The sequence below is a fragment of the Luteimonas saliphila genome, assembly GCF_016774335.1.
Lineage (GTDB): Bacteria > Pseudomonadota > Gammaproteobacteria > Xanthomonadales > Xanthomonadaceae > Luteimonas > Luteimonas saliphila.
In genome coordinates, this window is record NZ_JAETWA010000036.1 from 144,108 (window position 1) to 166,832 (window position 22,725).

Genomic DNA, 22,725 nt, shown 5'->3' on the forward strand with positions numbered 1-22,725 from the left:
TTCTGCTTGTTCGCACGCGGCGCACAAGCGCATACTTTTCGACCAAGACACGAGCAGGATTTGTGGCTCGCATGGCACTGCGTTCCGACTGGCTTCCCGCCCTCGCCGCGTTCGAGTCCGCGGCCCGCCACCAGAACTTCGCCCACGCCGCGGAGGAGCTGCACCTCACGGCGAGCGCGGTCAGCCACCACGTCCGCAAGCTGGAAGCGCGGCTGGGCGTGGCCCTGTTCCAGCGCCATGCGCGCGGCGTCTCGCTCACCGCCGAGGGCCGCCACCTGGCCGATGTCGCCGGCAACGCGATCCACGACATCGACGGCGCGATGCAGGACCTGCGCAGCCGCCGCGACGATGCCCACACCGTGCGCATCACCACCCTGCATTCGTTCGCTTACACCTGGCTGATCCCGAAGCTGCCGGCGTTCGCGGCGGCGCACCCGGACATCCGGATGCGCGTGGATACCGAGATCTCGCTGACCCGGTTCGACGACGTCGGCCCCGACCTCGGCATCCGCCATGGCCCGGGCCGCTGGCCGGGCCTGAACGCGCTGCCGCTGATGGACGAATCGCTGTTCCCGGTGGCGGCGCCGACCCTTCCCGGACTCGGGGACGTGCGCGCGGCCGCCGACATCCTGCGCCTGCCGCTGGTGGCCGACCTGTCCCACCAGGGCTGGCACGACTGGTTCCGCGCCAATTCCGTGCACGGCGCGCGCATCGACGAGCGTTTCGTGTTCAGCGACAGCACCGACATGCTGCGCGCGGCGGCGATCGGCCTCGGCGCGGCGCTGGCGCGAGAGCGCATCGTCGCGCCCTGGCTCTCGAGCGGACAACTGCTGCGGCTGCCGGGAGAGGCGATGACGGGCCGCTACGCCTATTACATCGTCTACCCCGCCCACCGCCGGCCACGCCCTGCGGTGCGGCGGGTAATCGACTGGCTGGCGTCGCAACCGGCCGGCCCGACGCCCGACACCGCGTCCGTCCGCAAGCCGCGCCGCTGAGAGATGACGCATCGGCCGCGCCCGTGCATGCTGCCGCCTCCCTGCCACCCCGATCCGCGATGACTCCCGCCGCCAAGGCCCACTGGCAAATCCACCTGTGCGTGCTGCTGTGGGGCTTCACCGCCATCCTCGGCAAGCTGATCACGCTGCCGGCGCTGCCGCTGGTGTGGTGGCGCATGGGGCTGGTGGTGCTGGCCCTGCTGCTGGTGCCGCGGGTGTGGCGCGGCCTGCGCGCGATGCCGCCGCGGCTGCTGCTGGCCTACGCCGGCGTCGGCGTGCTGGTGGCGCTGCACTGGCTCACCTTCTACGGCGCGATCAAGCTGGCCAACGCTTCGGTCGCCGCCACCTGCATGGCCTTCGCCACGGTGTTCATCGCGCTGATCGAACCGAAGCTCGCGGGCCGGCGCTTTTCCATGCGCGAGGTCGCGCTGGGCCTGGCGGTGCTGCCCGGCGTGGCCCTGGTGGTGGGCGGGGTCTCGGCCGACATGCGCGCCGGCATCGCGGTCGGTACGCTGTCGGCCTTGTTCGTGGCGGTCTTCGGCTCGCTCAACAAGCGCCTGGTCGAACACGCCGATCCGCTCACGGTCACCGCGGTCGAGCTCGGCGCCGGCACCCTGGCGCTGACCGCGCTCGCGCCGCTGATGCCTGCGCTCTTCCCGGCCCTGGCCGGCCCGCTGCTGGTGCTGCCCTCGGCGACCGACGCGCTGTGGCTGCTGCTGCTCGCCGGCGCCTGCACCCTGTTCCCGTTCGCCCTGTCGCTGGTCGCGCTGCGCCAGATGAGCGCGTTCTCGGCGCAGATGGCGCTGAATCTCGAGCCGGTCTACGCGATCGTGCTGGCGATGCTGCTGCTGGCCGAACAGCGCGAGCTGACGCCGTTGTTCTATGGCGGCGTGGCGATCATCCTGGCCGCGGTGTTCGCGCATCCGCTGATGCACCGGCCGCGACGGATCGATCACCCGGAGGTGCTCGGCACGTCGGAGGCCAAGGGCATCGTCGAGTGATGCACGGGTCGGGCCCCGGCTCTGCACGTGGTCCGGGCGTGTGACAAACCACCCGCTGCCGCGTATCACCCCGGCATGACAGGCACGATTTCCACTTTCCGCGGACATGCGATGGACCACGCGACCCCGACGTCCGACGCCACCCACGCCGCATTCGCCGAACTGCTGCAGCGCCACCGCGGCATCGTGCTGAAGGTGGCGAACAGCTACGCCAACGGCGCCGAGGACCGCGCCGATCTCGCCCAGGAGATCGCCGCCCAGCTCTGGCGCGCGTGGCCCGGCTACGATCCGTCGCGCAGCTTCTCGACCTGGATGTACCGGATCGCGCTCAACACCGGCATCTCGTTCCTGCGCGGCGAGCGCCAGCGCAGGCGCCATGCGGTGCCGCTGGACGAACGCCTGCACGACCTCGCCGACGAGCGCGCGGTCGACCACGAAGGCGCGGACCGGCTGCGGCTGCTGTGGCGCTTCATGGGCACGCTCGGCGCGCTCGACCGGGCGCTGCTGGTGCTCTATCTGGAGGAACGCGCCACCCGCGAGATCGCCGAGGTCCTGGGCCTGGGCGAGAGCAACGTCACCACCAAGATCAGCCGCCTCAAACAGCGCATCCGCGACTACGCGGCCCCTTCCGCAACGAGCTGAAAACACGCAGATGGACACGACCATGGAACTCGACGAACTCAAGCTCGCCTGGCGCTCGCTGGGCGAACAGCTGGAACGCCAGCAGGACATCCAGTGGCAGTTGCTGCGCGAGCGCAAGCTCGACCGGGTCCGCGGGCACCTGCGCCCGCTGCTGTGGGGGCAAACCGCGCAGATGCTGCTGGGCATCGGCCTGATCGTGCTCGGCGTATCCTGCTGGACGCGCAACCTCGACGTCCCCGGACTGCTCGCCGCGGGATTGCTGCTGCACGCATTCGGCATCGTCACCGCGGTGATGGCGGCGCTGACGATCGTGTTCGCGGCGAACATCGACACCTCCGCGCCGGTGCTGGCGATCCAGAAGCAGATGGCGCGGCTACTGCGGCTGTTCGTGCTCAACGCCAACGTCTGCGGAGCGCCCTGGTGGATCATGTGGCTGCCGATGGTGGTGGGGTTCGCCGGGCTCGGCGAGGTCGATCCCGCGGCGGGTACCCCGGCCTGGATCTCGCTCAGCCTGGGCATCGGCGTGGTCGGTCTGCTCGGCACCTGGGCCTGGGCCGGGCGTTCGATGCGACGCCAGCGCAGGTTGCCGCCGCCCGCGGAGGACGGGGGCGGCCGCTGCGTCGTCGACGGTGGCGATGGCATCCGCCGCGCGCAGCGCATGCTCGACGAGATCGCGCAGTTCGAGCGCGACTGAAAACCTGCGCACCACGCGCGACACCGGGCCCGGGTATCCTCGGCACCCGCCCGTCGTTTCCAGGCAACGCATGCCCCATGCCCCTCCCGTCGGCCCAGGCCGGCGCGTCGTCCTCCTGCTGGCCACCTGGGCCGTCTTCACCGCCGCTTGCAGCGGGCCTTCCCCGCAGGCCGGGCCGACTGCGCCGACCTCGCCGCTCGAGGCGACCGCACCACAGTCGGATGCGCTGCACTGCATGCCCACCGCCCTGGTCTCCCTGCGCCTGCCGCTCGACGAAGGACTCGCACTGGCACACGACCAGGTACCGACCAGCCCTGCGGTGGTGGACTGCGTATTCTCGCTGTTCGGCGACAGGCCGCTGAAGTCGCCTGCCGCGTTCGATCGCGCCTACGGCCGCGTGTTCGCCTATCACGAGGAGGATGGCACCCTGGCGCTGTCGGCGCTCCCGCGCGACCGCGTGCAGCTGTTCCGTCTCGGCGCGACGGACGATGCGAACGTCTGGCTGTTGCGCGTCGACAGCGGCTTCGAGATGGACGGCGTGCGCCACGACGTGCTGTTCAGCACCGACAGGGCCGGCGGTGCGCTGGTCGACCAGTTGCTGGTCGGCGCGATGGGCATGCTGTATCGCCGCGACTACGATATCGACGCCGTCGACGCGTTTGCGATCCGCGAGGACACCGGCCGCGGCGAGGAGGCCGGGCCCGGCTACCGCGCGCGCTACCGGGTCGAAGCCGATGGCCGGTACGCGCTGGTGTCGTCGGACGTAGCGAAGGCGTCTCCCGGGAACATGCTCGGGCCGGAATGAGCCGACGGCTCCGCGGCAGCCACGCCGGCGGCGGCCGCAGCCACGGCTGCGACGGCCGGATCAGGATCGGGAATCGCGACCGGGATCAGCGCAGGCTGTAGCCCGAGACGCGCCAGACGCGATCCTCGTCGAGCCGGAACGACACGAGCTCGCGCACCGGCTGCGCCTGGTTGGCGAACTTCGTCGCCGAACGCACGTTGATGTACAGGCCTTCGGGCACCTGCTGGCCTGCGCGGAACAGCGAACGGCTGACTTCCGGGTTGGCGCGCGTGGACACCGCGCCCAGGCGATTGCGGTCGATCGTGACCTGCTTGATGAACTCGTCGCGGGTCACCGCCTGCTTCATCGCCGCGGACGCGCCATCCCACACCTCGCCGATGCGGTTGCCATCCACCAGTTGCATCACCTGCAGCGCCGCCTGACTCATGTCGGCGTCCTGCTTCGCCAGCGCGGCGCGCTGTTCGGGACTGAGCTGCTCCATCGCCGGCTGGGCGGCGGCGGGCTGCGCCGCGGGACGCGGCTGCGGCTGGGCGGCAGGCTGCTGGGCGAACGCCCCGGAGCACAGGACCAGGGCGGCGAGGGTCGAAAGCAGGCGTGATCTGTTCATATGGGACGAACGCTCCGTGGAATCCGGCGGTCGAGTGTACGACACAGCCCCGGGCCGTCCAGTCGACGGACGGGGCCGGTTCCGGCCCGGCGCGTCCGGTACCCTGATGTCACGCCGCGCCACCCTGGTGCGTCGTGGTGGACATGCCTTCCCGCCGGGGACCCGAACGATGAGCCTGCCCGTCCTGCTGCTGTCGAGCCTGGTGGCCGCCCTGCTGGTCTGGGCGATCATGGTGTTCAACCGCCTGGTCCGCCTGCGCAACCAGGTGCGGACCGCCTGGGCCGACATCGACGTGCAACTGATCCGCCGCCACGACCTCGTTCCCTCCCTGGTCTCGGCGGTGCGGGCCTACGCCGGGCACGAACGCGCGGTGCTCGAAGCGGTGACCGAGCTGCGGGCCCGGGCGCTGGCGCAGCAGAGCCGGTCGCAGCTGGCGCAGGTGGAGCAGGCGCTGGAACAGGCCATCGGCCGGCTGTTCGTGCTGCAGGAGGCCTATCCGGAGCTCAAGGCCAGCGACAACTTCGCGCAGTTGCAGCGCGACCTGGTCGAGGTCGAGGAGCACCTGCAGTACGCACGCCGCTTCTACAACGGCGCGGTGCGCGACTACAACGACGCCACCCAGCGCGTGCCCGACCTGCTGGTGGCGCGGCTGGCGGGTTTCGGCGCCGAGGACTTCTTCGAGGCCGGCAACGCCGGGCGCACGGCCGTGCGCGTGGAGTTGCCATGAGCGCCCCGGTGTTGCGCAGCTTCGCGCTGGCCTGCCTGGCGCTGTTCGCCTTCGCGTCGCCGCTGGTGGCGCAGGAGCGCATCGAGTCCTACGACAGCCGGATCGTGCTGAACGCGGACGGCAGCCTCGACGTCACCGAGCGGATCCGCGTGCGCGCCGAAGGGCAGCAGATCCGCCGCGGCATCTACCGCGACTTCCCGACCCGCTACCGCGACCGCCACGGCAACCGCGTAGTGGTGGACTTCGACGTGGTCGAGGTGCTGCGCGACGGCCGCAGCGAACCCTGGTTCACCGAAACCCGCGGCAACGGCGTCCGCGTGAACACCGGCAACGACGACTTCCTGCCGACGCCCGGCACCTTCACCTACACCCTGCGCTACCGCACCACCCGCCAGCTCGGTTTCTTCGATGGGCACGACGAACTGTACTGGAACGCGATCGGCACCGGCTGGGCCTTCCCGATCGAATCCGGCAGCGCCGAGGTCCGGCTGCCGCAACCGGTGCCGGTGGCGGAGCTCGCGGCCGAAGGCTACACCGGCGTGCAGGGCGCGCGGGGCCAGGCCTACGTGGCCGAAACGCCGGAGCCGGGTCTCGCCCGCTGGCGGCTGACCGCGCCGCTCGCGCCCGGCGAGGGCCTGACGATCGTGCTCTCGTTCCCGAAGGGACTGGTTCCCGAGCCTACCACCGCGCAGAAGCTGCGCTGGCTGCTCGCCGACAACCGCGCGGTGCTGGTCGCCCTGGTCGGCCTGCTCGCCTTGCTGGCGTGGTGCTTCCTGCGCTGGCGCCAGGTGGGTCGCGACCCGGCGCCGGGCACCGTGATCGTGCGCTACACGCCGCCCGAAGGCATCTCGCCCGCCGGCCTGCGCTACATCGGCAGGATGGGCTACGACACGCGCTGCTTCACCGCCGACGTGCTCGCGCTCGCGGTCGGGCGCTCGCTGCGGATCGAGCGCGACAAGGGCCTGCTCAAGGACCACTGGCGGCTGGAGAAGACCGGCGCGGGACCCACGGGGACCGCGAAGGAGCAGGACGCCCTGCTCGCCGGACTGTTCCCGCGCGAGGCCACGCTCGAGCTCGACAAGGACAACGCCCCGCTGCTGCAGGCGGCGATCCGCGCCCACACGAAGGCGCTCGACCAGCGCTTCAAGGGAACCATGTTCAACCACAACGGCGGCAGTTCGCTGATCGCACTGCTGATCGCGCTGGTGTTCTCGGGCGCCGCGATCGCGCTCGGTGCCGGCACCGGCGCCGGACTGCTGTTCGCCTTCATCCCGATCGCGCTGATGGGGGCGACCCTGGTCGTGTTCGCCTTCCTGGTGCGCGCCCCGACCGGCGAGGGGCGCAGGATGCTGGACCAGATCGAAGGCCTGCGCCGCTATCTCGGCGTCGCCGAACGACAGGACCTGCAGCGGCTGCAGGGCCCGGACGAGTCCGAGCCGGCGCTCGATGCGCAGCGCTTCGAATCGCTGCTGCCCTACGCCGTGGCGCTGGACGTGGAAGAGGCGTGGACGAAGAAGTTCACGCTGGCCGTGGGCGCGGCGGCGGCCGCGGCGGCCACATCGGCGATGGCCTGGTACCACGGCAGCAACGGCACCGGGTCGATCGGCGACATCGGCGGGTTCACCAAGGCCATCGGCAACAGCCTGACCTCGCAGATCGCCTCCTCGTCGACGCCACCGGGCAGTTCCTCGGGTGGCGGTGGCGGCGGCTTTTCGGGCGGCGGCGGGGGCGGCGGCGGCGGCGGCGGACGCTGAGCGGGCGTCAGTCGCGGTCGAGCGTATTCGCACCGGGACCGAGGCGCGCCATCCGGTCCTCGGGGTTGCGCAGCGGGCATTGCTTCAGCGACAGGCAACCGCAGCCGATGCAGCCGTCGAGATCGTCGCGCAGGTGGGTCAAGCGCGCGATCCGCGCATCGAGTTCCGTACGCCAGCGGCGCGACAGCCGGGCCCAGTCGGCGGCGGTGGGCGTGCGCGCGTCCGGCAGCGACGACAGCGCCTCGCGGATCGAGGCGAGCGGCAGGCCGGTGCGCTGGGCGACCCGGATGACCGCGATCCGCCGCAGCACGTCGCGCGCGTAGCGGCGCTGGTTGCCGGCGGTACGCGTGCTGTGGATCAGGCCCTTGGCCTCGTAGAAGTGCAGGGTCGAGACCGCCACCCCGCTGCGCGCGGCGACCTCGCCGATCGTCATCTCGCGCGCGGGCGCTGCCTCCTTGCCCACCGGCACCGCTGTCGCCATCCGCATGCTCCTTGACCTCGATATTGCTTGAGGTTTTACCCTGATCCGGCCTTCCACTCAAGACCGGACTCCGCATGCACCTCGCCACCCGAGCCCTCCTCGAAGCCGAACCCGAGACCATGCGCGCGATGGCCTTCGCGCGCCCTGGCGCGGGTGAACGCCCCATGCCCTGCGCCCTGCCGATCCCGACGCCCGGGCCGACCCAGTTGCTGGTGCGCGTGCACGCAGCGGGCGTGGGCCGGTGGGATCTGCTCGAACGCGACGGCGCGTTCGCCCGCCTGCCGCGGTTTCCGCACGTCGGCGGATCGGAAGGCGCCGGCGTGGTGGTGGAAGCCGGCCGGGAAACCCGCGGGTTCCGCGAGGGCGACCGCGTCTATGGACTCGTGGCGCAGCGCGATCCGAAGGGCGGCTGCCACGCCCAGTTCGCCCTGTTCGATGCCGGACTCGCCTGGCCGGTGCCGCCGCGACTGGCGCTGGACCAGGCCGCGGTCCTGCCGGTCGACGGTGCGCTTGCGGCGCAGGGCGTGCACGCCATCCTGCAGGCGCGGGACGACGACGCGCTGATGGTGTTCGGCGCCAGCGGGGGCGTCGGCCACTTCGCGCTGCAACTGGCCCGCAACGCCGGCGTGCGCACGCTGGCGATCGCTTCGGGCAGGGACGGCATGCGGCTGGCCGAGCGACTCGGCGCCGATGTCGCCGTCGACGGGCGCAGGCCGGGCTTCGAGCGCGAGGTCGCCCACTTCGCCGACGGTGCCAAACGCACGCTCGCCCTGCTCACCGCTGGCGGCGGTGCCGCCGCACGCCTGGTCGCGGCGTTGCCCACGGGCAGCCGGATCGCATGGCCTCACGGCGTCGCGATGCCCGCGATCGCGCGCGACGATGTGGTCGCGGCGGGCTTCGGGGTCCGTTACGAACCCGACGCGATGGGGGCCTTCCACGCGCTGGCCGAACGCGGCCCGCTGGTGCCGCATGTCTCGCGGCGATTCGCGCTGGAACGACTGCCGCAGGCGCTGGAGGCGATAGCGGCACACCATCTCGGCCGCATCGCGGTGCTGGCGGCATGAGCCGCAGCGACCCTACCGCAGCGACCGCGGACGATCGGCGACAATGCCCGCCTTCCCCGCAGGACGCGCATTCCATGTACCGATGGTTCGAATCCCGGCTCGATCCGTTCCCGCCGGATCCCCCCGCGCAGCCACCGCGCACGCTGTACGCGTTCTGCCGCCACTACACCCGCGGGGCGGGCAAGTGGCTGGCGCTGCTGGCGCTGACCACCGCCGGCATCACCATCGCCGAACTGGTCCTGTACGCCTACGTCGGTTCGCTGGTCGACAGCCTGGGCAACACCACGCCCGCGACCTTCCTCGCCAGCGAGGGCCCGCGCCTGCTGTGGATGGGCGTGCTGGTGGTGGTGGCGCTGCCGGCGATCGTGCTGCTGAACTCGTTGGTGCAGCACCAGACCCTGCTCGGCAACTTCCCGATGCGCATCCGCTGGAACGTGCATCGCTATCTGCTGCGGCAGTCGATGGGCTACTTCCAGGACGAGTTCGCCGGGCGCATCGCCACCAAGCTGATGCAGACCTCGCTGGCGGTGCGCGAGACGGTGATCAAGCTGCTCGACATCGGCATCTACATCCTGGTGTTCTTCGTCGGCACCCTGGCCGTAGCCGGCGCCTCGGACTGGCGGATGATGCTGCCGTTCCTGGCCTGGATCGGCGCCTACGGCCTGCTCATGCGCCACTTCGTGCCGCGCATGGAGCGCGTGTCGCGCGCGCAGGCCGATGCGCGTTCGGTGATGACCGGCCGCATCGTCGACAGCTACACCAACATCGCCACGGTCAAGCTGTTCTCGCACTCGCGCCGCGAGCAGGCCTACGCGCGCGAGGCGATGGACGGCTTCCTCGCCACCGTGCACCCGCAGATGCGGCTGGCGACCACGGTGTGGAGCGTGCTCTACGCGTTGAACATGGCGCTGCTGTTCGCGGTGGTGGCGCTGGGGCTGTGGCTTTGGCACCAGGGCGCGGCGAGCGCCGGCGCCATCGCGGTGGCGATCGCGCTGGCGTTGCGCATCCTCGGCATGTCGCAGTGGATCATGTGGGAGCTGTCGTCGCTGTTCGAGAACATCGGCACGGTCCACGACGGCATCAATTCGATCTCGCTGCCGCCGACCGTCGACGACGCCTCGGGCGCCCCCGCGCTGGACCGGGTCCAGGGCGAGATCCGCTTCGAGGGCGTCGGCTTCCATTACGGCAAGGCCGGCGGCGTGATCGAGCGCCTCGACCTGCACGTGCGGCCGGGCGAGAAGATCGGCGTGGTCGGGCGTTCGGGTGCCGGCAAGTCGACCCTGGTGAACCTGTTGCTGCGCTTCCACGACCGCGAGCGCGGCCGGATCCTGATCGACGGTATCGACATCGCCGACGTGCAGCAGGATTCGCTGCGCGCCCGGATCGGCGTGGTCACCCAGGACACCTCGCTGCTGCACCGCTCGGTGCGCGAGAACATCCTCTACGGGCGCCCGGACGCCGGCGACGGGGAAATGATCGAGGCCGCGAAGCAGGCGCGCGCGCACGATTTCATCCTGGAACTGGCCGACAGCCAGGGCCGCCGCGGCTACGACGCGCACGTCGGCGAGCGCGGGGTGAAACTCTCCGGCGGCCAGCGCCAGCGCATCGCGATCGCGCGGGTACTTCTCAAGAACGCGCCGATCCTGGTGCTGGACGAGGCGACCTCGGCGCTCGACTCGGAAGTCGAAGCAGCGATCCAGGACAACCTCTACCGGCTGATGGAGGGCAAGACCGTGATCGCCATCGCCCATCGGCTCTCCACCATCGCGGCGATGGACCGGCTGATCGTGATGGAGCGTGGCGAGATCGTCGAACAGGGCACGCACGAGGCGCTCGTCGCGGCCGGCGGCCTCTACGCGCAGCTGTGGGCGCGACAGTCCGGGGGATTCCTGGACTGCCCCGGCGAGGACGGCCCCGGCGGGGAGCCGGCGGAGGCCGTGGCTGCGGACTGAGCGCTCAGGAACCGCCGGCGTCGCCGCGGGCCGGCGCGTCGCGGCGACGCGCCTGTTCCTGTCCTTCCTCACGCTCCTCCGCCGGGCTCCGCTTGCCCGCCTGTTCCGGCTTCTCGGCCGCCAGCAGCGCGTCGAATTCCGACAGCGGGCTCTCCGAAGGACAGGTGGCGTCCGGGAAATCGTAGCGCTTGCGCAGTTCCAGTCCGCAGGCATTGAGTCCGTCCAGATCGGTGCCCGGCGACTTGCAGCGCGTGTCGAACGAACGGGCGAAGGCGTCGCGGCGCACCACGAAGTCTTCACCGCACTTGCGCATCAGCCGCAGCCGGTCGAGGTCGTCCTGCGCCGGGTTGATGCCGTCCAGCCCGTACAGGCTCAACTCGTCGGCGGCGAGCAAGCGCAGGTTGCGGTTGGGTACGGCCATCATCATGTCCGCGACCGCGGTGGCAGCGCCGTTGCGCTCGAGGTAGTCGCGCACGCGTTCGTACACCACGCGCAGTTCGCGGTTGAGCTCGGCGCGCGTGGTCGCGGTGGAGCTCATGCGGATGATGCGGTGGATGCCTACCCGGCCGCTGATCATGCGCACGTCGCCCGCGGCGAGCAGGAACACGCAGGCGCTGTGGCAGACCGCGCCCTCGCGCACCCAGAGCGTCCAGCGCGCGTCGGCGATGCGGTCGCCGGCCCGGATCGCGTCCTCCACCATGCCGCCACTGGAGTCGAGGTCGAGCACCCGCTTGCCGATCTCCAGCTCGTCGGCCACGTGGGTCACGCGTTGCATCAGCTGGGCGAACCCGGCGTTGATCTTGCCGGTGTAGCGCAGGCGCAGCACCCCGCGCGCGGCGCAGGGCTCCAGCGCGGCGGCGATGGCGTCGCGGTCGAGCTCGGCCAGCGGCACGCCGTCGCCCTGGCTCGCGTAGTCCAGCTCGCAGCTGATCGACGCCGTGCCCGACGCGAGGTCCATCGGCGACCAGTCGATGCCTTCCGGCTCGTCGGGGACCGGCTCGGGGACCGGTTCGGACGTGGGCGCGTCCTCGTCGGCCACCTGCACCGGCGCAGTGCTGACCGCACCGCCTTCCTCCGGGCTGGCGACGGGTACCGTGGTGCCCGCCTCGCCCGCGTCCTGCGCGCGACAGCCCGCCAACAGCACGGCTGCGAGACAGAGGATCGTGAACGGCTTGGACATGTGCGGAAATCCGGGAATCGGCTGCGATCGCAGGTCGCCGACGATGGATGGACGGTAGTCCAGTGTAGGGCGGACGCGTTTTCACGGTCGAACGGGCGATGAACCGGATTCGGCCAGCTCGGAGCGCCCGTACTCCGGTCGCGGCCGCCGCGTTCAACCGCCCGCCATCTCCAGCAGCCGGGCCACGGTGTTCATGTTGCGCGCCGTTCCGCTCGCGCCGGCGGGAAGCGACAGTTTCGAGGAGCGCATCGTCTCCGCATCGCGATAGTCGATGTAGATCTCGCGCGCGCCCAAGGCGAGGCGCTCATCGCCGACGCGACGCGCGTCCGCCAGCGCGCCGGCCCGCGGCGGATCGTCGAGGAACACCGCCACCACGCGGTTGCCCGGAGAACCGGGGAACGGGTTGCCGGCGTGCACGGCGCGCAGCCCGGCCGCGGTGCGCACGAGCACGCCGACCGGCTTGCCCATGTGCGCCGCCAGCGCCGCCTCCAGCCTCGCCTTCACCTGGCGCTCGGTGCCGGGACCGCGGAGCACGACGTTGCCGCTGGCGATGTAGGTGCGCACGTCGGAAAAGCCGGCCCGCTCGCACAGCGTGCGGAGCTCGGCCATCGGCAGCTTGCCGGTACCGCCGACGTTCACCGCGCGCAGCAGCGCGACCCATGTCTTCATTCGGGCACCTCGCCAGAGTGCGGACAATGATCGCACGCGGCCGTCGCCGATACGCCCGGCGTGGTCCAACCGGCGGCGCCGTTCCGGGCGGTCGTAGGACGCTGCGGAACCGGCCACGCGGGGGCGTCGCCACAGGGCCATGGGTCCGTGGCACGGTCCTAACGGTCGCGGGCGCAGGCTGCCGAACGGCGACGGACTGCCGGGCCGCGTCCACGCCAGCGGATGTCGATTCCGCGGCCGTCCGTTCGTCGATTCCACACGTCCGCATGCAGGCGACGTTCCGCCGGACCGCGGAGAGACGCCTGCCGCGGGCCCGCGCCACCCAGACCCTCCAAGGAGATCCACATGCCCTATATCGACGGTTTCGTCCTCGCAGTCCCCAGCGCCAACCGCGAGAAGTTCATCGAACATGCGCGCAAGTTCGACCCGGTGTTCATCGAGTTCGGCGCCACCCGCGTCATCGAAGCTTGGGGAGACGACGTGCCCGAAGGCAAGGTCACCGACTTCCGCCGCGCGGTGCAGGCCACGGCCGACGAGACGGTGGCGTTCTCGTGGGTCGAATGGCCCGACAAGGCCACCCGCGACGCCGGCATGAAGAAGATGATGGAGGATCCGCGCATGGATCCGGCCGCCAACCCGATGCCCTTCGACGGCAAGCGCATGATCTTCGGTGGATTCGAGAGCGTCGTCGAGCTCGGTGGATAGTCGCACCGCGCCGTCACAACGGGCGAACGGGCCCCTCGCCCCTCGCCCCTCGCCCCTCGCCCCTCGTCCCTCGCCCTTCACCCCTCGCCCATCGCGGCAACCACCGTGCCGGGAGCGCGATCGATATCCGGACCCCGATACGACGTGCCACGATAGGCACCGACGCGGGGGACCGGATGGAGGCGGGGCGATGCGCAGGACTGGAGGCTGCCGATGCGGCGCGATCCGCTACACGCTGTCGGCGGCGCCGGTGGCGACGCGCCTGTGCTGGTGCCGCGACTGCCAGTACTGGGCCAGCGGCAATGCCGCGGTCAACATCATCGTGCTGCGCGCGGCGGTGACGGTCGAGGGCACGCCGCGCGCATGGGAGAGCCGGGCCGACAGCGGCCACCACATGCGCCGCGCGTTCTGCGGCGACTGCGGGACCCAGGTGTTCAGCGAAGCGCTGGAGAACAGGGAGTTCATGGTGATCCGCGTGGGCACGCTGGACGATGCTTCCGGCATCGCGCCGGACATCGTGATCTGGACCGACTCCGCGCCGGCATGGGCGCACATCGACCCCAGCATGATCGCCTGCCCGCGCCAGCCCGGCTAGGCCGGGCGCGGCGACCGGTTCCATGTGCAGCGGATGACGAGGCAGACGAGCAGACGATGAAGTACGCAAGCCATGCGAACCCGAAGCCAAGGGCCCGGGACGGGATGTCGAAATGGTTCGTCTACCCGTTCTTCGGCTTCCACATGCTGATGTTCGGATTCTCCGGCTTCCTCATGGCCTATGCGAGCGACGGCCCCGATCTGGTGTTCCTGTACATGCACGGCGGCATCGCCATCGTGGTGTACATGGTGTTCTACCGGGTCATCTTCGGCCACGACCGGGTGAAATGGATGCTGATCAACGCCGCACTCGGCATCCTCGGCATCTACGCCCAGGTCGGCTGGATCCTGGAACGCTTCGGAAAGCGCATCGACGACTACCCCTGGCAGGTGCACGTCATCCCGTTCCTCTACTACGTGCTGTACACCTTCCTGCTGCGCCAGTTCCTGATCGACGTGACCGGCAGCCGCAACGACCCGCGGCGACGCGCGGTGGTCGACACGCTCTACGTGATCCTGTCGGTCGTGGCCTACGGCTTGCTGCTGTTGCGCACGCGGGGCTGAGCACGCGCCCGCCCCGGCGATGCCCGGCCGCTCGCGCCCCCTCGTCGCTGCGGGGATGCGCCTGGGCGGGAGTATCCCCGCGTCCCGCCCGCGCACCGCGCCGCTTGCCCACGACGCGGCGTTGCGGAACACTTGACCCGTTGCGCCAGTGGAGTCCGCCATGTCGTCAGCGACCGAAGAGTTCCGCCGCGTCTTCCTGCCCTACTGCATCGAACGCGTCGAAGGCCATGGGCACGTGGTGCTCAACCGGCTTTACAAGCCCCTGGGCATGCGCACGACCGAGCATGTCGACTACGCGCCCCACGCCGTCAGGATCATCGGGCTGACCCCGGCCAAGGCCGAACAGCTGAGCCATGCGCACAGCGCCAGTACCGACCGCATCCATCTTTACGCGGACGCCAGCGCGCCGACCAAGGGCGCGGACGACTGGGACGCCTACCAGCGCAAGCTCGCGATCCTCGCCGCGCTCGAGATCGGCTAGGCGCCTGCCCGGACAGCCCTTGCGGCGATTCCAGCCGGGCGCGTGTGCCCGCTCACACCGCGGCCGTCTTCCACCTGCCGCGGGTGAACAGCCACAGCGTGAACAGGCCAACCGAGGTCTCGGACACGAACACGCCCCAGAACACGCCCGTGTGCTGCCAGTCCAGCGACACGGCCAGCCACCAGCACAGCGGGATCTGGATCAGCCAGAAGAACACGATGTTGATTCGGGTCGGCGTGACCGTGTCGCCGGCGCCGTTGAACGCCTGGACCGCCACCATCCACCAGCCGTAGACGAAGCACGAGTACGACAGGATCCGCAGCCACTCCCCGCCGACCGCCACGACGCCCGCATCCGGGCTGAACACACCCACCAGCGCATCGTGGAACAGGAAGAACGCCAACGACACCACGACGGTGTAGGCCATGTTGTACCAGCCGGTGCGCCACACCGCGGCCTCGGCACGGTCCGGCTGGCCGGCGCCCAGATTCTGCCCGACCAGGGTGGCTGCGGCGTTGGACATGCCCCACGCCGGCATCAGCGCGAACATCAGGATGCGCAGTGCGATCGTGGCGCCGGCCACCGCCTCGCTGCCGAGGCTGGCGAGGATGCGCATGAGGAAGATCCACGAGGTCATGGCCACGATCATCTGGCCGATGCCGCCGAGCGAGGTGCGCACGATGTTCCACAACACGGTGCCGCGCAGCACCAGTTGCGCCGTGGTCACCCGGATGTGCTCGCCGCCGCGGAACAGGATCCACAGCTGCATCAGCACGCCGGCGCCACGGCCGATGTTGGTCGCGATCGCGGCGCCCTCCAGTCCCAGCGCCGGCACCGGGCCGAGGCCGAAGATCAGGATCGGATCGAGCACGATGTTCAGGCCGTTGGCGACCCACAGCACGCGCATCGCGATTGCCGCGTCGCCGGCGCCGCGGAAGATCGCGTTGATCACGAACAACAGCATGATCACCGCGTTTCCACCCAGCATCCACTGCATGTAGCGGTAGCCGTGCTCGAGCGTCCAGTCGTCCGCGCCCATCAGCCGCAGCAGGTCCTGCGCCCAGACGATTCCGGCGACGGCGAACGGCGCCGACACCAGCATCGCGATCCAGATCGCCTGGACCGCGGTCACCGACGCCTCCTCGCGCCGGCCTTCGCCCACCCGGCGCGCGACCACCGCGGTCACCGCCATCGCCAGCCCCATCGCGATCGAGTACAGCAGGAACAGGTAGGTCTCGGTGAGTCCCACCGTCGCCACCGCCGACGCGCCGAGCCTGGCCACGAAGAAGATGTCGACCACGGCGAACGTCGACTCCAGCACCAGCTCCAGCACCATCGGCACCGCCAGCAGGAACACCGCGCGGCGCAGCGGGATGCGGGTGTAGTCCGCGTTGGTGCCGCGGATCGCGTCGCGCAGCGCCGACCAGGTGGAGCCGGCGGGTACGGCCGCGGTTGCGGTGCCGTCGTTGGCGGGGGTCTCGGGATTCATTCGGTTTCCTTGCCGGATGCGGGCGGGATGGTAGCAGCGGCGTACGTCACGGCCACTACCCCGAGTGCGACGAAGAACCGGAGTGCGTTTCGACAACGCCAGGGCGCGTCCTGCCGCCTGCGGGAGCCCGGGCGCTGGCGATGGGCCGTTTCGTCGCGCGGAGCCTTCCCGGCAGGGCATACGCAGGTGCATTTGCGCTACGCTGGCTGCCCCGAGGTTTCCGCTCGTTCCCGATGACCACCACCAGGAAAGGCTTGGCGTGGACGCTCAGGCTGGTACTGGCCACGCTGCTGCTCTGGCAGGGCGCGAACGCCCGCGCCGCTGTGGAGTCCATGCGCTTCGAGATCGACGGACAGACGCGCCGAGTCCTACTGCACGTGCCCGATGGCGGCGGCGAACGGCCCAGGCCGCTGGTGCTGGTGTTCCACGGCCTGGGCGACACCAACACCGTGTTCGCCGACGCGGTGCAACTTCACCGGGCGTGGCCGGATGCCATCGTGGCCTATCCCAACGGTGAGATCCGGCCGGATCGCTCTTCGCAACGTGGCTGGCAGACGCAAATCGGGCAGTACCAGGATCGGGATCTGCAACTTGTCGACATGCTGATCGAGGAAGCATCGAGCCGTTACGGCACTCGTCCGGAGCAGACGTACGCGGTGGGATTCTCGAATGGGGGACATCTCGTCTTCCTGCTGATGGCTCATCGCCCCGATGCATTCGCCTCCTTCGCGGTGGTCGGCTCCATCCGTCCCGACCTCGCGGGCGCTACGAAGCCGAAGCCTTTCATGCACCTGTTCGGCAAAGGCGAGAACCGAGCCTACAAGGATCAGTGGGCACAGACCATCGAAGCGATGACGCGCCTCAACCGCACGCGCGGCCCGCTCACGGATTTCGCCGGCTGCTGCAAGCTGCATGCGCCTGCGCCGGGCGGTGCGCCCTTCGTTTTCGGGGCATACAACGCGGGGCATGTCTGGCCTTACCGGGGCGCCGAATGGTTGAAGACGTTCTTCACCCAACAATGGGCCCTGCCCGCCGACAACCCGTAGCCGACACGCAATGGGGGCGTAGGCGCGATGCGACCGCCGCTTCGACTGCATTCGCTCCCGGCGCCGTCAGCACCGGCGATGGCGTTGCAGGCTTCATGGCAAGCCGCTGACTTCCCGCCTTCCTGGGATGGTGGAACGGAGTCGGGTATACAGACGTGGCATGTCGCGAGTACTGCCTCCGTCCGGCCACCGCGTCGGGACCCTGGAAAGTCCGGGTCGATCCGCTGCCCGTTCGTTCGTCGTCCAGCCGAGAGTACGCGAACACACCCCACGCAATCGGAAACTCGAACCATGAAGATCAGCATCGAAACCCTCGCCCGCACCGACCTCGCCACCGCCTGGAAGGTGTACTACACGCCGGAGCACATCACCCGCTGGAACGCGGCCTCCGACGACTGGCACTCCCCCCGCAGCCGCGTCGACCTGCGCGAGGGCGGCAGCTTCAGTACGCGGATGGAGGCGAAGGACGGCGGCATGGGCTTCGACTTCGAAGGTGCCTACACGCGGGTCGTGCCCCATGCGCTGATCGAGTACCGCATGGGCGACGGCCGCGAGGTCTCGGTGCGGTTCGAGCACACCGATGGCGGCGTGCGCGTGCGCACCGTGTTCGATGCCGAAGCCGAGAACCCCGCGGAGATGCAACGCGAGGGCTGGCAGGCGATCCTCGACAGCTTCGCGCGCCATGCGGAAGCCGAATCCGGCAACCCTTGAGCGAGCGCCCTTCGAAACCGCACCGGCCAGATTGGACCTTGGCCATCGGTCCGGAACGACGCCCGTCGCGCAGGCCGGGCTCCGGCCCGCCACCCCGATCCACGACCCGGCGCCGCCGCCCGCTGCGCCCCGTTTTTCTGGAATCAGCGACACCGACACCTTGGAGGATGCCCATGCCCGCCCACGACGCCCGGATCGACGCCTACATCGCCAAGGCCGCACCGTTCGCGCGGCCGATCCTCGAGCACCTGCGCGCCGTCGTGCACGAGGCCTGCCCCACCGCCGAGGAAACGCTGAAATGGAGCGCACCGCACTTCACCCATGGCGGCAGGATCCTCGCCGGCATGGCGGCGTTCAAACAGCACGCCGCGTTCGCCGTGCCGATGCTCGACGCCAGCGAGGGCGATGCGGCCAGGCGCAACGAAGCCATGGGCCAGTACGGCCGGATCACATCGCTCGCCGACCTGCCTGCGAAACGCACGCTGGTCGCGCAACTCGGGAAAGCGGTCAAGGCCATCGACGCTGGGGCCACGCTTGCCCGAGCCAGGGAAACTCCGAAGCCTGCGCTCGCGATGCCGGACGATTTCGCCCGGGCGCTGGCGAAGACGGCAGGTGCCAGGAAGCAGTTCGCCGCATTCGCGCCCGGCAAGCAGCGCGACTACGTGGAATGGGTGGTGGAAGCGAAGCAGGCAGCCACACGCGAGCGCCGCATCGCGCAGGCAGCGGAGTGGATCGCCGAAGGCAAGGCGCGCAACTGGAAATACCAGAAGCGCTGATACGCCAGCCCTGGCGCGCAGGTGACGCGGCCGCGATCCGGTCGCGTCCGATCGCCGCCCGGGCGCGCGGCATCCTGCCTGACCCAGGTCAAGGCGGCCGGAACCGGTCCGCGCGAGCATGACACGGCCGCGGCTGCCGCCATGGCGGGCCCGGTCGTGCGGGCGTGCACGGCTGCGCGCTACTACACACCAATCCCCACCGGAGCTTTCCATGACCGTCAAACAGATTCCGCTGGCACTGGTGCTCGCGGCAGCGTTTGCTGGACTGCCGACCGGGTGTGCCCGGGGTCCCGCTCCCGCCGAAGCCGCGGGCGCAGACGCCGCCGCGCAGGTCGCAACGGACGACCATGCCGGGGCCGCGGAGCATGCCGATGCCACCGCGATCGCGGGCGGGGATGTGCCGGTCGCCGACCACCATGGGCCCTGGACGCCGGATGCGCCCCTCATCGAGGGCATGTCGCGCGTACGCACCGCACTCGCCGGGCTGGAGCATGCCGGCCCGGCGCCGCCCGAGAAGGCCGTCGTGACGGCCCGCGCCGCCGATGTCGACGCCGCGATCAGCTACATGTTCGAGAACTGCGTCCTGGCGCCCGAGCCGGACGCCGCCCTGCACGCGATCCTTGCCCGCCTGATGGCGGGCACCGGTGCCCTGCGCAAAGATCCTGCCGACCTCGCGCCCGTGTTCGACATGGAAGCGGCAGTCGAGAATTACGAACAGTTGTTCGCCGAACCGAACGCCGGCGACGACAACGGCGGGTCATAGTCATGGGACGACGACACGGACGAGCAGGTGCCTGCCGGCACGTCCAGCGTCAGCCCGCTCGATCAAGCTCCCTCAACGTACGCTGACGACGCCTTCGGCGCCTTCGGCAGGCCGCCGGGAAAGCGCGGCGTTGATGCACGCGAATACGCTCACGACGAACCATCCGAACGGAAACAGCGTCAGCGTCAGGATCCAGATCACCGCCCCTGCGATGCACGCGGCCACGAACCACAGGATCGCCGACATCACCCGCCCCTGTACCAGCTGACCGAGGCCGGGAACGAAGAAACTGCAGATGGCGGCGATGACGTTGCCGGCCGAACCCTGTTCGTTGCCCATTGGGGACGACTCCATATGTGTCGGCATGTCGCCGAGGATGATGCCGCCAGTGTTCATGTTGGTGTGAAAGCCTGCTCCGGCTCGCCCATCCGGAGAGAGGGTTTATCGGATGTGCGTAGCGTGCGGAGACTCGGCATGTCCGTGGGCCTACAACGCAAAGAAACTAGGCCGACCTCCGTTCCCGATCAGGGAGCTGTCTTGCGGTTGGCCTTCCATTGTTCATGCAGCCGATCAGCTTCCGCGACCTGATCGGAGCTCATCGACGAGCTCATCGCACTCTCCAGCGCATGGTCCACGGGATCGCCCTCGGCCACGGCTTGCAGGTACAGGACCCGGGCCCGCACCAGATCGAGCTCCACTCCTTCCCCTTGCATGTGCATGATGGCCATTCCACGCAAGGCGTGCGGGTTTCCGGCATCCGCAGCTCGCTGGTAGAGCGAATAAGCCTTCGCCTCATCCTGTGGAACGCCATCGCCGGTCGCATACATGACCGCAAGGGACGTCATGCCATTGGCATCGCCACCTTCCGCTGCTTTCCTGAAGTGATCCACGGCGATGGTCGAATCGCGCGACCTGCCTTGACCCGTCACGTGCGCCATCCCCAGGTGCCAGTGAGCACCCGGATGCCCGTGGCTGGCGGCCCGCTCGAACCACCGCATCGCTTCGACAGGATCGGGCTCGCCCGCCACGCATGCTGCAGCGCTTGGGCGAAATCGAACTCTGCAGCGACGATTTCCCGTTCCGCCGCCACCCGCAGCATTTCTACGCCACCCGCTGGATCCGCCTGCCGGCCGCACTCGCCCCTGATCATGATCAGTCCGAGCGTGTGCGCGGCGATGGCGCCGACCTGTTCGTCGCCGGCGAGTTCGATGGCCAGCGGACACGCCGCTTCGCGATCGGTCGCGAACAACGGGCTGCCGTGATACAGCGCATGCATGTAGTTCAGTTTCGAGCCCGTATCGCCGGCGTCCACACCCTGTTTCAGATAGCCGGCTGCCAGCGCGCGGCTTTCCGGGTCCTCCACGTCGTTGGCGTGGATCATGTACAGCAGGTTGTACCCGTCGACGCGACCCAGAGCGACCGCACGCCTGGCATGCTCCGCTGCCCGCCCGGCCAGTACCGGATCGACCTCGTCCGGCTGCCTGCCCTGGGTCGCCGCCATCCAGGTGGCGTAGGCCACCGCGTAGGCCACCTCCCCGTCCTGCAGGTCGGCGTAGGGACGCAGGACGTCCAGCGCCTCGTCCACGTTCCCGGCTTCGAGGTACTGCTCCGACAGCGTCACTGCCAGCCCGGCTTCGGGCGGGGCTGCAGCGGCCAGCCCGGCCAGCACCAACAGAACGCCAAGCACTGTCGCGCGCATCGCACCCCTCCCCTGGATCCCGGCTATTGCAACACCGTTGGATGTGGTGGGCAATGCGAACCGGAGGCGTCGCGACCCCAGGTCACCACCCCGCGCCGCTCCTGGCGGCATTCCCCGATCGATCCGTTCGTCGCGTCACCGGGCGCATCCGGAAAAGTCGACTCTGACCCCGGTTCTGCTGCCCCTGTTCTCCTCACGCCAGTGGCAGCGCTTCCCCCGCGCGGGTCATCGCATCGTGCAGTTCCTGCACCCGCCGCGCCTTGGGATCGAGACGGGAATCGTCGCCCAGCGTGCCGATGTAGCGACACGCCGCGAAGCCCGCTGCCTTGCGCTCGTAATCGGCGATCCACGCCAGGCGTTCGGGCAGGTGGGCCTGCTCCGGGGACCAGGCCGCGACCGGCGGTCGGATGCGCCGCCCCATGCCGATCCGCCACGGCTTGGCCGTCAGCCGCGCGCGGAAGCAGTGCTGCACCTGGCACATCGTGGAATACAGCGGATCGGCGCCGAGGGCAGCGAACAATCGCCCGACGGCTTCGTCGCGCGGCTCGAAGGCTTGGTGCATCGCCAGCACGCGCAGGCCCGCCGGCGTGCGATAAAGCCGCAGATGCCACTCGGGATGTTGCGTAGCGAACGCCTCCACCCGTGCCATCGCGCGACGCTCCGCCCCGCCATCCCGGTCGAACCGTCGGCGCTTGCGCAGCAACACCAGCCTGTTCGTCGCCACCAGCACCACCACTGCGGCCGCCAATCCCCACATCACCGCGCCGCCAAGCGCCCGGCCTGCGACGAAACCGGCCAGCAAGGCCACGATGCTTGCTGCGAACGGCAGCACCCAGCCCGACGGCCGAAGCTCGAAATCCATGTCCGCGAACAGCACGTCCGGCGTGTTCAGGCACAACGCGCCGTAGCTGTTGCGGGTGACGATGACATCATCGTGGCGTTCGACGATCTGCTCGCGGATCGGCACGCCGTGGGTACCGTAGTTGCTGCGCAGCTCGCGCCGCGGCACGTCGTCCCGACCGGCGAGGATCGCGTCCAGCGCTTCCTGCGTCCGCTGCTCCGCATGCGCCTGCGCCGCCTGCTGGCTGTCGTCCGACCAGCCGAAACGTCGCACTGTGACCTGCCGCCCCTTTCGACGCACCTGCTGCCGGGCTTCGGCCCAGTATTCCGGAACGATCATGGAGTCCCTGTCGATACGTTGACGCGTCCCGCCTCCTCGCCCGCATACGGAGCAGGTCGACTGCAGGGTCGGGCATTCTCGCCGAACGAGGACACTGCGGCCAGAACCCGGGAGCGGTGAGTCCGCTCCCTACTGCTTCTTGATTC

Annotated in this window: 26 protein-coding genes; 17 read left to right on the forward strand and 9 right to left on the reverse strand. The window is 69.9% G+C overall.

Features of this window, described 5'->3' with window-relative positions; all coding sequences use genetic code 11:
- The first annotated feature begins 71 nt into the window (after nucleotides 1–71).
- The 5 genes from JMO03_RS09965 (at nucleotide 72) to JMO03_RS09985 (ending at nucleotide 4,137) form a co-directional block, all read left to right on the forward strand.
- Complete coding sequence (locus JMO03_RS09965) at nucleotides 72–995, forward strand: LysR substrate-binding domain-containing protein (protein WP_202842930.1); 924 nt, start codon at nucleotides 72–74, stop codon at nucleotides 993–995.
- A gap of 59 nt (nucleotides 996–1,054) precedes the next feature.
- On the forward strand, nucleotides 1,055–1,996 hold the full coding sequence (locus JMO03_RS09970; RefSeq protein WP_202842932.1) for a DMT family transporter: 942 nt from the start codon (nucleotides 1,055–1,057) through the stop codon (nucleotides 1,994–1,996).
- Between the two features lie 111 nt (nucleotides 1,997–2,107).
- On the forward strand, nucleotides 2,108–2,638 hold the full coding sequence (locus tag JMO03_RS09975; protein WP_202842934.1) for an RNA polymerase sigma factor: 531 nt from the start codon (nucleotides 2,108–2,110) through the stop codon (nucleotides 2,636–2,638).
- 10 nt (nucleotides 2,639–2,648) lie between these two features.
- Nucleotides 2,649–3,332: a hypothetical protein gene (locus JMO03_RS09980; RefSeq protein WP_202842936.1), complete on the forward strand. Its 684-nt coding sequence runs from the start codon at nucleotides 2,649–2,651 to the stop codon at nucleotides 3,330–3,332.
- Nucleotides 3,333–3,567: 235 nt separating this feature from the next.
- On the forward strand, nucleotides 3,568–4,137 hold the full coding sequence (locus JMO03_RS09985) for a hypothetical protein (protein ID WP_202842937.1): 570 nt from the start codon (nucleotides 3,568–3,570) through the stop codon (nucleotides 4,135–4,137).
- Between the two features lie 85 nt (nucleotides 4,138–4,222).
- On the opposite strand, the gene JMO03_RS09990 is transcribed toward JMO03_RS09985, so the two are convergent.
- On the reverse strand, nucleotides 4,223–4,744 hold the full coding sequence (locus JMO03_RS09990) for a DUF4019 domain-containing protein (protein WP_202842938.1): 522 nt from the start codon (nucleotides 4,742–4,744) through the stop codon (nucleotides 4,223–4,225).
- A gap of 169 nt (nucleotides 4,745–4,913) precedes the next feature.
- Between JMO03_RS09990 and JMO03_RS09995 the strand changes: the two genes are divergently transcribed.
- Both JMO03_RS09995 and JMO03_RS10000 read left to right on the forward strand, forming a co-directional pair.
- Entirely contained in the window at nucleotides 4,914–5,471 is a 558-nt protein-coding gene (locus JMO03_RS09995; RefSeq protein ID WP_202842939.1) for a LemA family protein, read from the forward strand.
- The gene (locus JMO03_RS10000) at nucleotides 5,468–7,225 is read left to right on the forward strand and encodes a DUF2207 domain-containing protein (RefSeq protein WP_202842940.1); all 1,758 of its coding nucleotides are present in this window, start codon (nucleotides 5,468–5,470) and stop codon (nucleotides 7,223–7,225) included. The genes JMO03_RS09995 and JMO03_RS10000 overlap by 4 nt, the downstream gene beginning before the upstream one ends.
- A gap of 7 nt (nucleotides 7,226–7,232) precedes the next feature.
- On the opposite strand, the gene soxR is transcribed toward JMO03_RS10000, so the two are convergent.
- Nucleotides 7,233–7,706: a redox-sensitive transcriptional activator SoxR gene (gene soxR / locus JMO03_RS10005; protein WP_202842942.1), complete on the reverse strand. Its 474-nt coding sequence runs from the start codon at nucleotides 7,704–7,706 to the stop codon at nucleotides 7,233–7,235.
- 74 nt (nucleotides 7,707–7,780) lie between these two features.
- Here soxR and JMO03_RS10010 point away from each other — a divergent pair, with 74 nt between their 5' ends.
- A complete protein-coding gene (locus JMO03_RS10010; RefSeq protein ID WP_202842943.1) occupies nucleotides 7,781–8,770 on the forward strand; it encodes a quinone oxidoreductase family protein in 990 nt (329 codons plus the stop codon).
- A 74-nt stretch (nucleotides 8,771–8,844) separates the two neighbouring features.
- Nucleotides 8,845–10,722: an ABC transporter ATP-binding protein gene (locus JMO03_RS10015; protein WP_202842945.1), complete on the forward strand. Its 1,878-nt coding sequence runs from the start codon at nucleotides 8,845–8,847 to the stop codon at nucleotides 10,720–10,722.
- A 4-nt stretch (nucleotides 10,723–10,726) separates the two neighbouring features.
- On the opposite strand, the gene JMO03_RS10020 is transcribed toward JMO03_RS10015, so the two are convergent.
- Nucleotides 10,727–11,902, reverse strand: coding sequence for a hypothetical protein (locus JMO03_RS10020; protein ID WP_202842947.1), 1,176 nt, complete (start codon nucleotides 11,900–11,902; stop codon nucleotides 10,727–10,729).
- A 153-nt stretch (nucleotides 11,903–12,055) separates the two neighbouring features.
- Nucleotides 12,056–12,571, reverse strand: coding sequence for a DUF1697 domain-containing protein (locus JMO03_RS10025; RefSeq protein WP_202842948.1), 516 nt, complete (start codon nucleotides 12,569–12,571; stop codon nucleotides 12,056–12,058).
- A gap of 345 nt (nucleotides 12,572–12,916) precedes the next feature.
- On the opposite strand from JMO03_RS10025, the gene JMO03_RS10030 reads away from it, so the two are divergent.
- The 4 genes from JMO03_RS10030 (at nucleotide 12,917) to JMO03_RS10045 (ending at nucleotide 14,915) form a co-directional block, all read left to right on the forward strand.
- The gene (locus JMO03_RS10030; RefSeq protein WP_202842950.1) at nucleotides 12,917–13,276 is read left to right on the forward strand and encodes a DUF1428 domain-containing protein; all 360 of its coding nucleotides are present in this window, start codon (nucleotides 12,917–12,919) and stop codon (nucleotides 13,274–13,276) included.
- 190 nt (nucleotides 13,277–13,466) lie between these two features.
- Nucleotides 13,467–13,871, forward strand: coding sequence for a GFA family protein (locus JMO03_RS10035; RefSeq protein ID WP_202842951.1), 405 nt, complete (start codon nucleotides 13,467–13,469; stop codon nucleotides 13,869–13,871).
- Between the two features lie 104 nt (nucleotides 13,872–13,975).
- The gene (locus tag JMO03_RS10040; RefSeq protein WP_202842952.1) at nucleotides 13,976–14,434 is read left to right on the forward strand and encodes a hypothetical protein; all 459 of its coding nucleotides are present in this window, start codon (nucleotides 13,976–13,978) and stop codon (nucleotides 14,432–14,434) included.
- 160 nt (nucleotides 14,435–14,594) lie between these two features.
- The gene (locus JMO03_RS10045) at nucleotides 14,595–14,915 is read left to right on the forward strand and encodes a hypothetical protein (protein ID WP_202842953.1); all 321 of its coding nucleotides are present in this window, start codon (nucleotides 14,595–14,597) and stop codon (nucleotides 14,913–14,915) included.
- A 52-nt stretch (nucleotides 14,916–14,967) separates the two neighbouring features.
- On the opposite strand, the gene JMO03_RS10050 is transcribed toward JMO03_RS10045, so the two are convergent.
- Nucleotides 14,968–16,404, reverse strand: a complete 1,437-nt coding sequence (locus JMO03_RS10050; protein ID WP_202842955.1) for an MATE family efflux transporter — start codon at nucleotides 16,402–16,404, stop codon at nucleotides 14,968–14,970.
- Between the two features lie 233 nt (nucleotides 16,405–16,637).
- Between JMO03_RS10050 and JMO03_RS10055 the strand changes: the two genes are divergently transcribed.
- The 4 genes from JMO03_RS10055 to JMO03_RS10070 all read left to right on the forward strand — a co-directional run bounded on the left by JMO03_RS10055 (nucleotide 16,638) and on the right by JMO03_RS10070 (nucleotide 19,700).
- Entirely contained in the window at nucleotides 16,638–17,450 is an 813-nt protein-coding gene (locus JMO03_RS10055; protein ID WP_202842957.1) for a CE1 family esterase, read from the forward strand.
- A 291-nt stretch (nucleotides 17,451–17,741) separates the two neighbouring features.
- Nucleotides 17,742–18,161: an SRPBCC family protein gene (locus tag JMO03_RS10060; RefSeq protein ID WP_202842959.1), complete on the forward strand. Its 420-nt coding sequence runs from the start codon at nucleotides 17,742–17,744 to the stop codon at nucleotides 18,159–18,161.
- A gap of 173 nt (nucleotides 18,162–18,334) precedes the next feature.
- Entirely contained in the window at nucleotides 18,335–18,937 is a 603-nt protein-coding gene (locus tag JMO03_RS10065) for a YdeI/OmpD-associated family protein (RefSeq protein WP_202842961.1), read from the forward strand.
- A 211-nt stretch (nucleotides 18,938–19,148) separates the two neighbouring features.
- Nucleotides 19,149–19,700: a DnrO protein gene (locus tag JMO03_RS10070; protein WP_202842962.1), complete on the forward strand. Its 552-nt coding sequence runs from the start codon at nucleotides 19,149–19,151 to the stop codon at nucleotides 19,698–19,700.
- Nucleotides 19,701–19,772: 72 nt separating this feature from the next.
- On the opposite strand, the gene JMO03_RS10075 is transcribed toward JMO03_RS10070, so the two are convergent.
- The 4 genes from JMO03_RS10075 to JMO03_RS10090 form a co-directional block, all read right to left on the reverse strand.
- Nucleotides 19,773–20,096, reverse strand: a complete 324-nt coding sequence (locus JMO03_RS10075) for a hypothetical protein (RefSeq protein WP_337926396.1) — start codon at nucleotides 20,094–20,096, stop codon at nucleotides 19,773–19,775.
- 128 nt (nucleotides 20,097–20,224) lie between these two features.
- Complete coding sequence (locus JMO03_RS10080; RefSeq protein WP_202842964.1) at nucleotides 20,225–20,698, reverse strand: tetratricopeptide repeat protein; 474 nt, start codon at nucleotides 20,696–20,698, stop codon at nucleotides 20,225–20,227.
- Entirely contained in the window at nucleotides 20,626–21,399 is a 774-nt protein-coding gene (locus JMO03_RS10085; RefSeq protein ID WP_202842966.1) for an SEL1-like repeat protein, read from the reverse strand. Before JMO03_RS10085 ends, JMO03_RS10080 begins: the two co-directional genes overlap by 73 nt.
- A 193-nt stretch (nucleotides 21,400–21,592) precedes the next feature.
- A complete protein-coding gene (locus JMO03_RS10090; RefSeq protein WP_202842968.1) occupies nucleotides 21,593–22,579 on the reverse strand; it encodes a hypothetical protein in 987 nt (328 codons plus the stop codon).
- Between the last annotated feature and the right edge of the window lie 146 nt (nucleotides 22,580–22,725).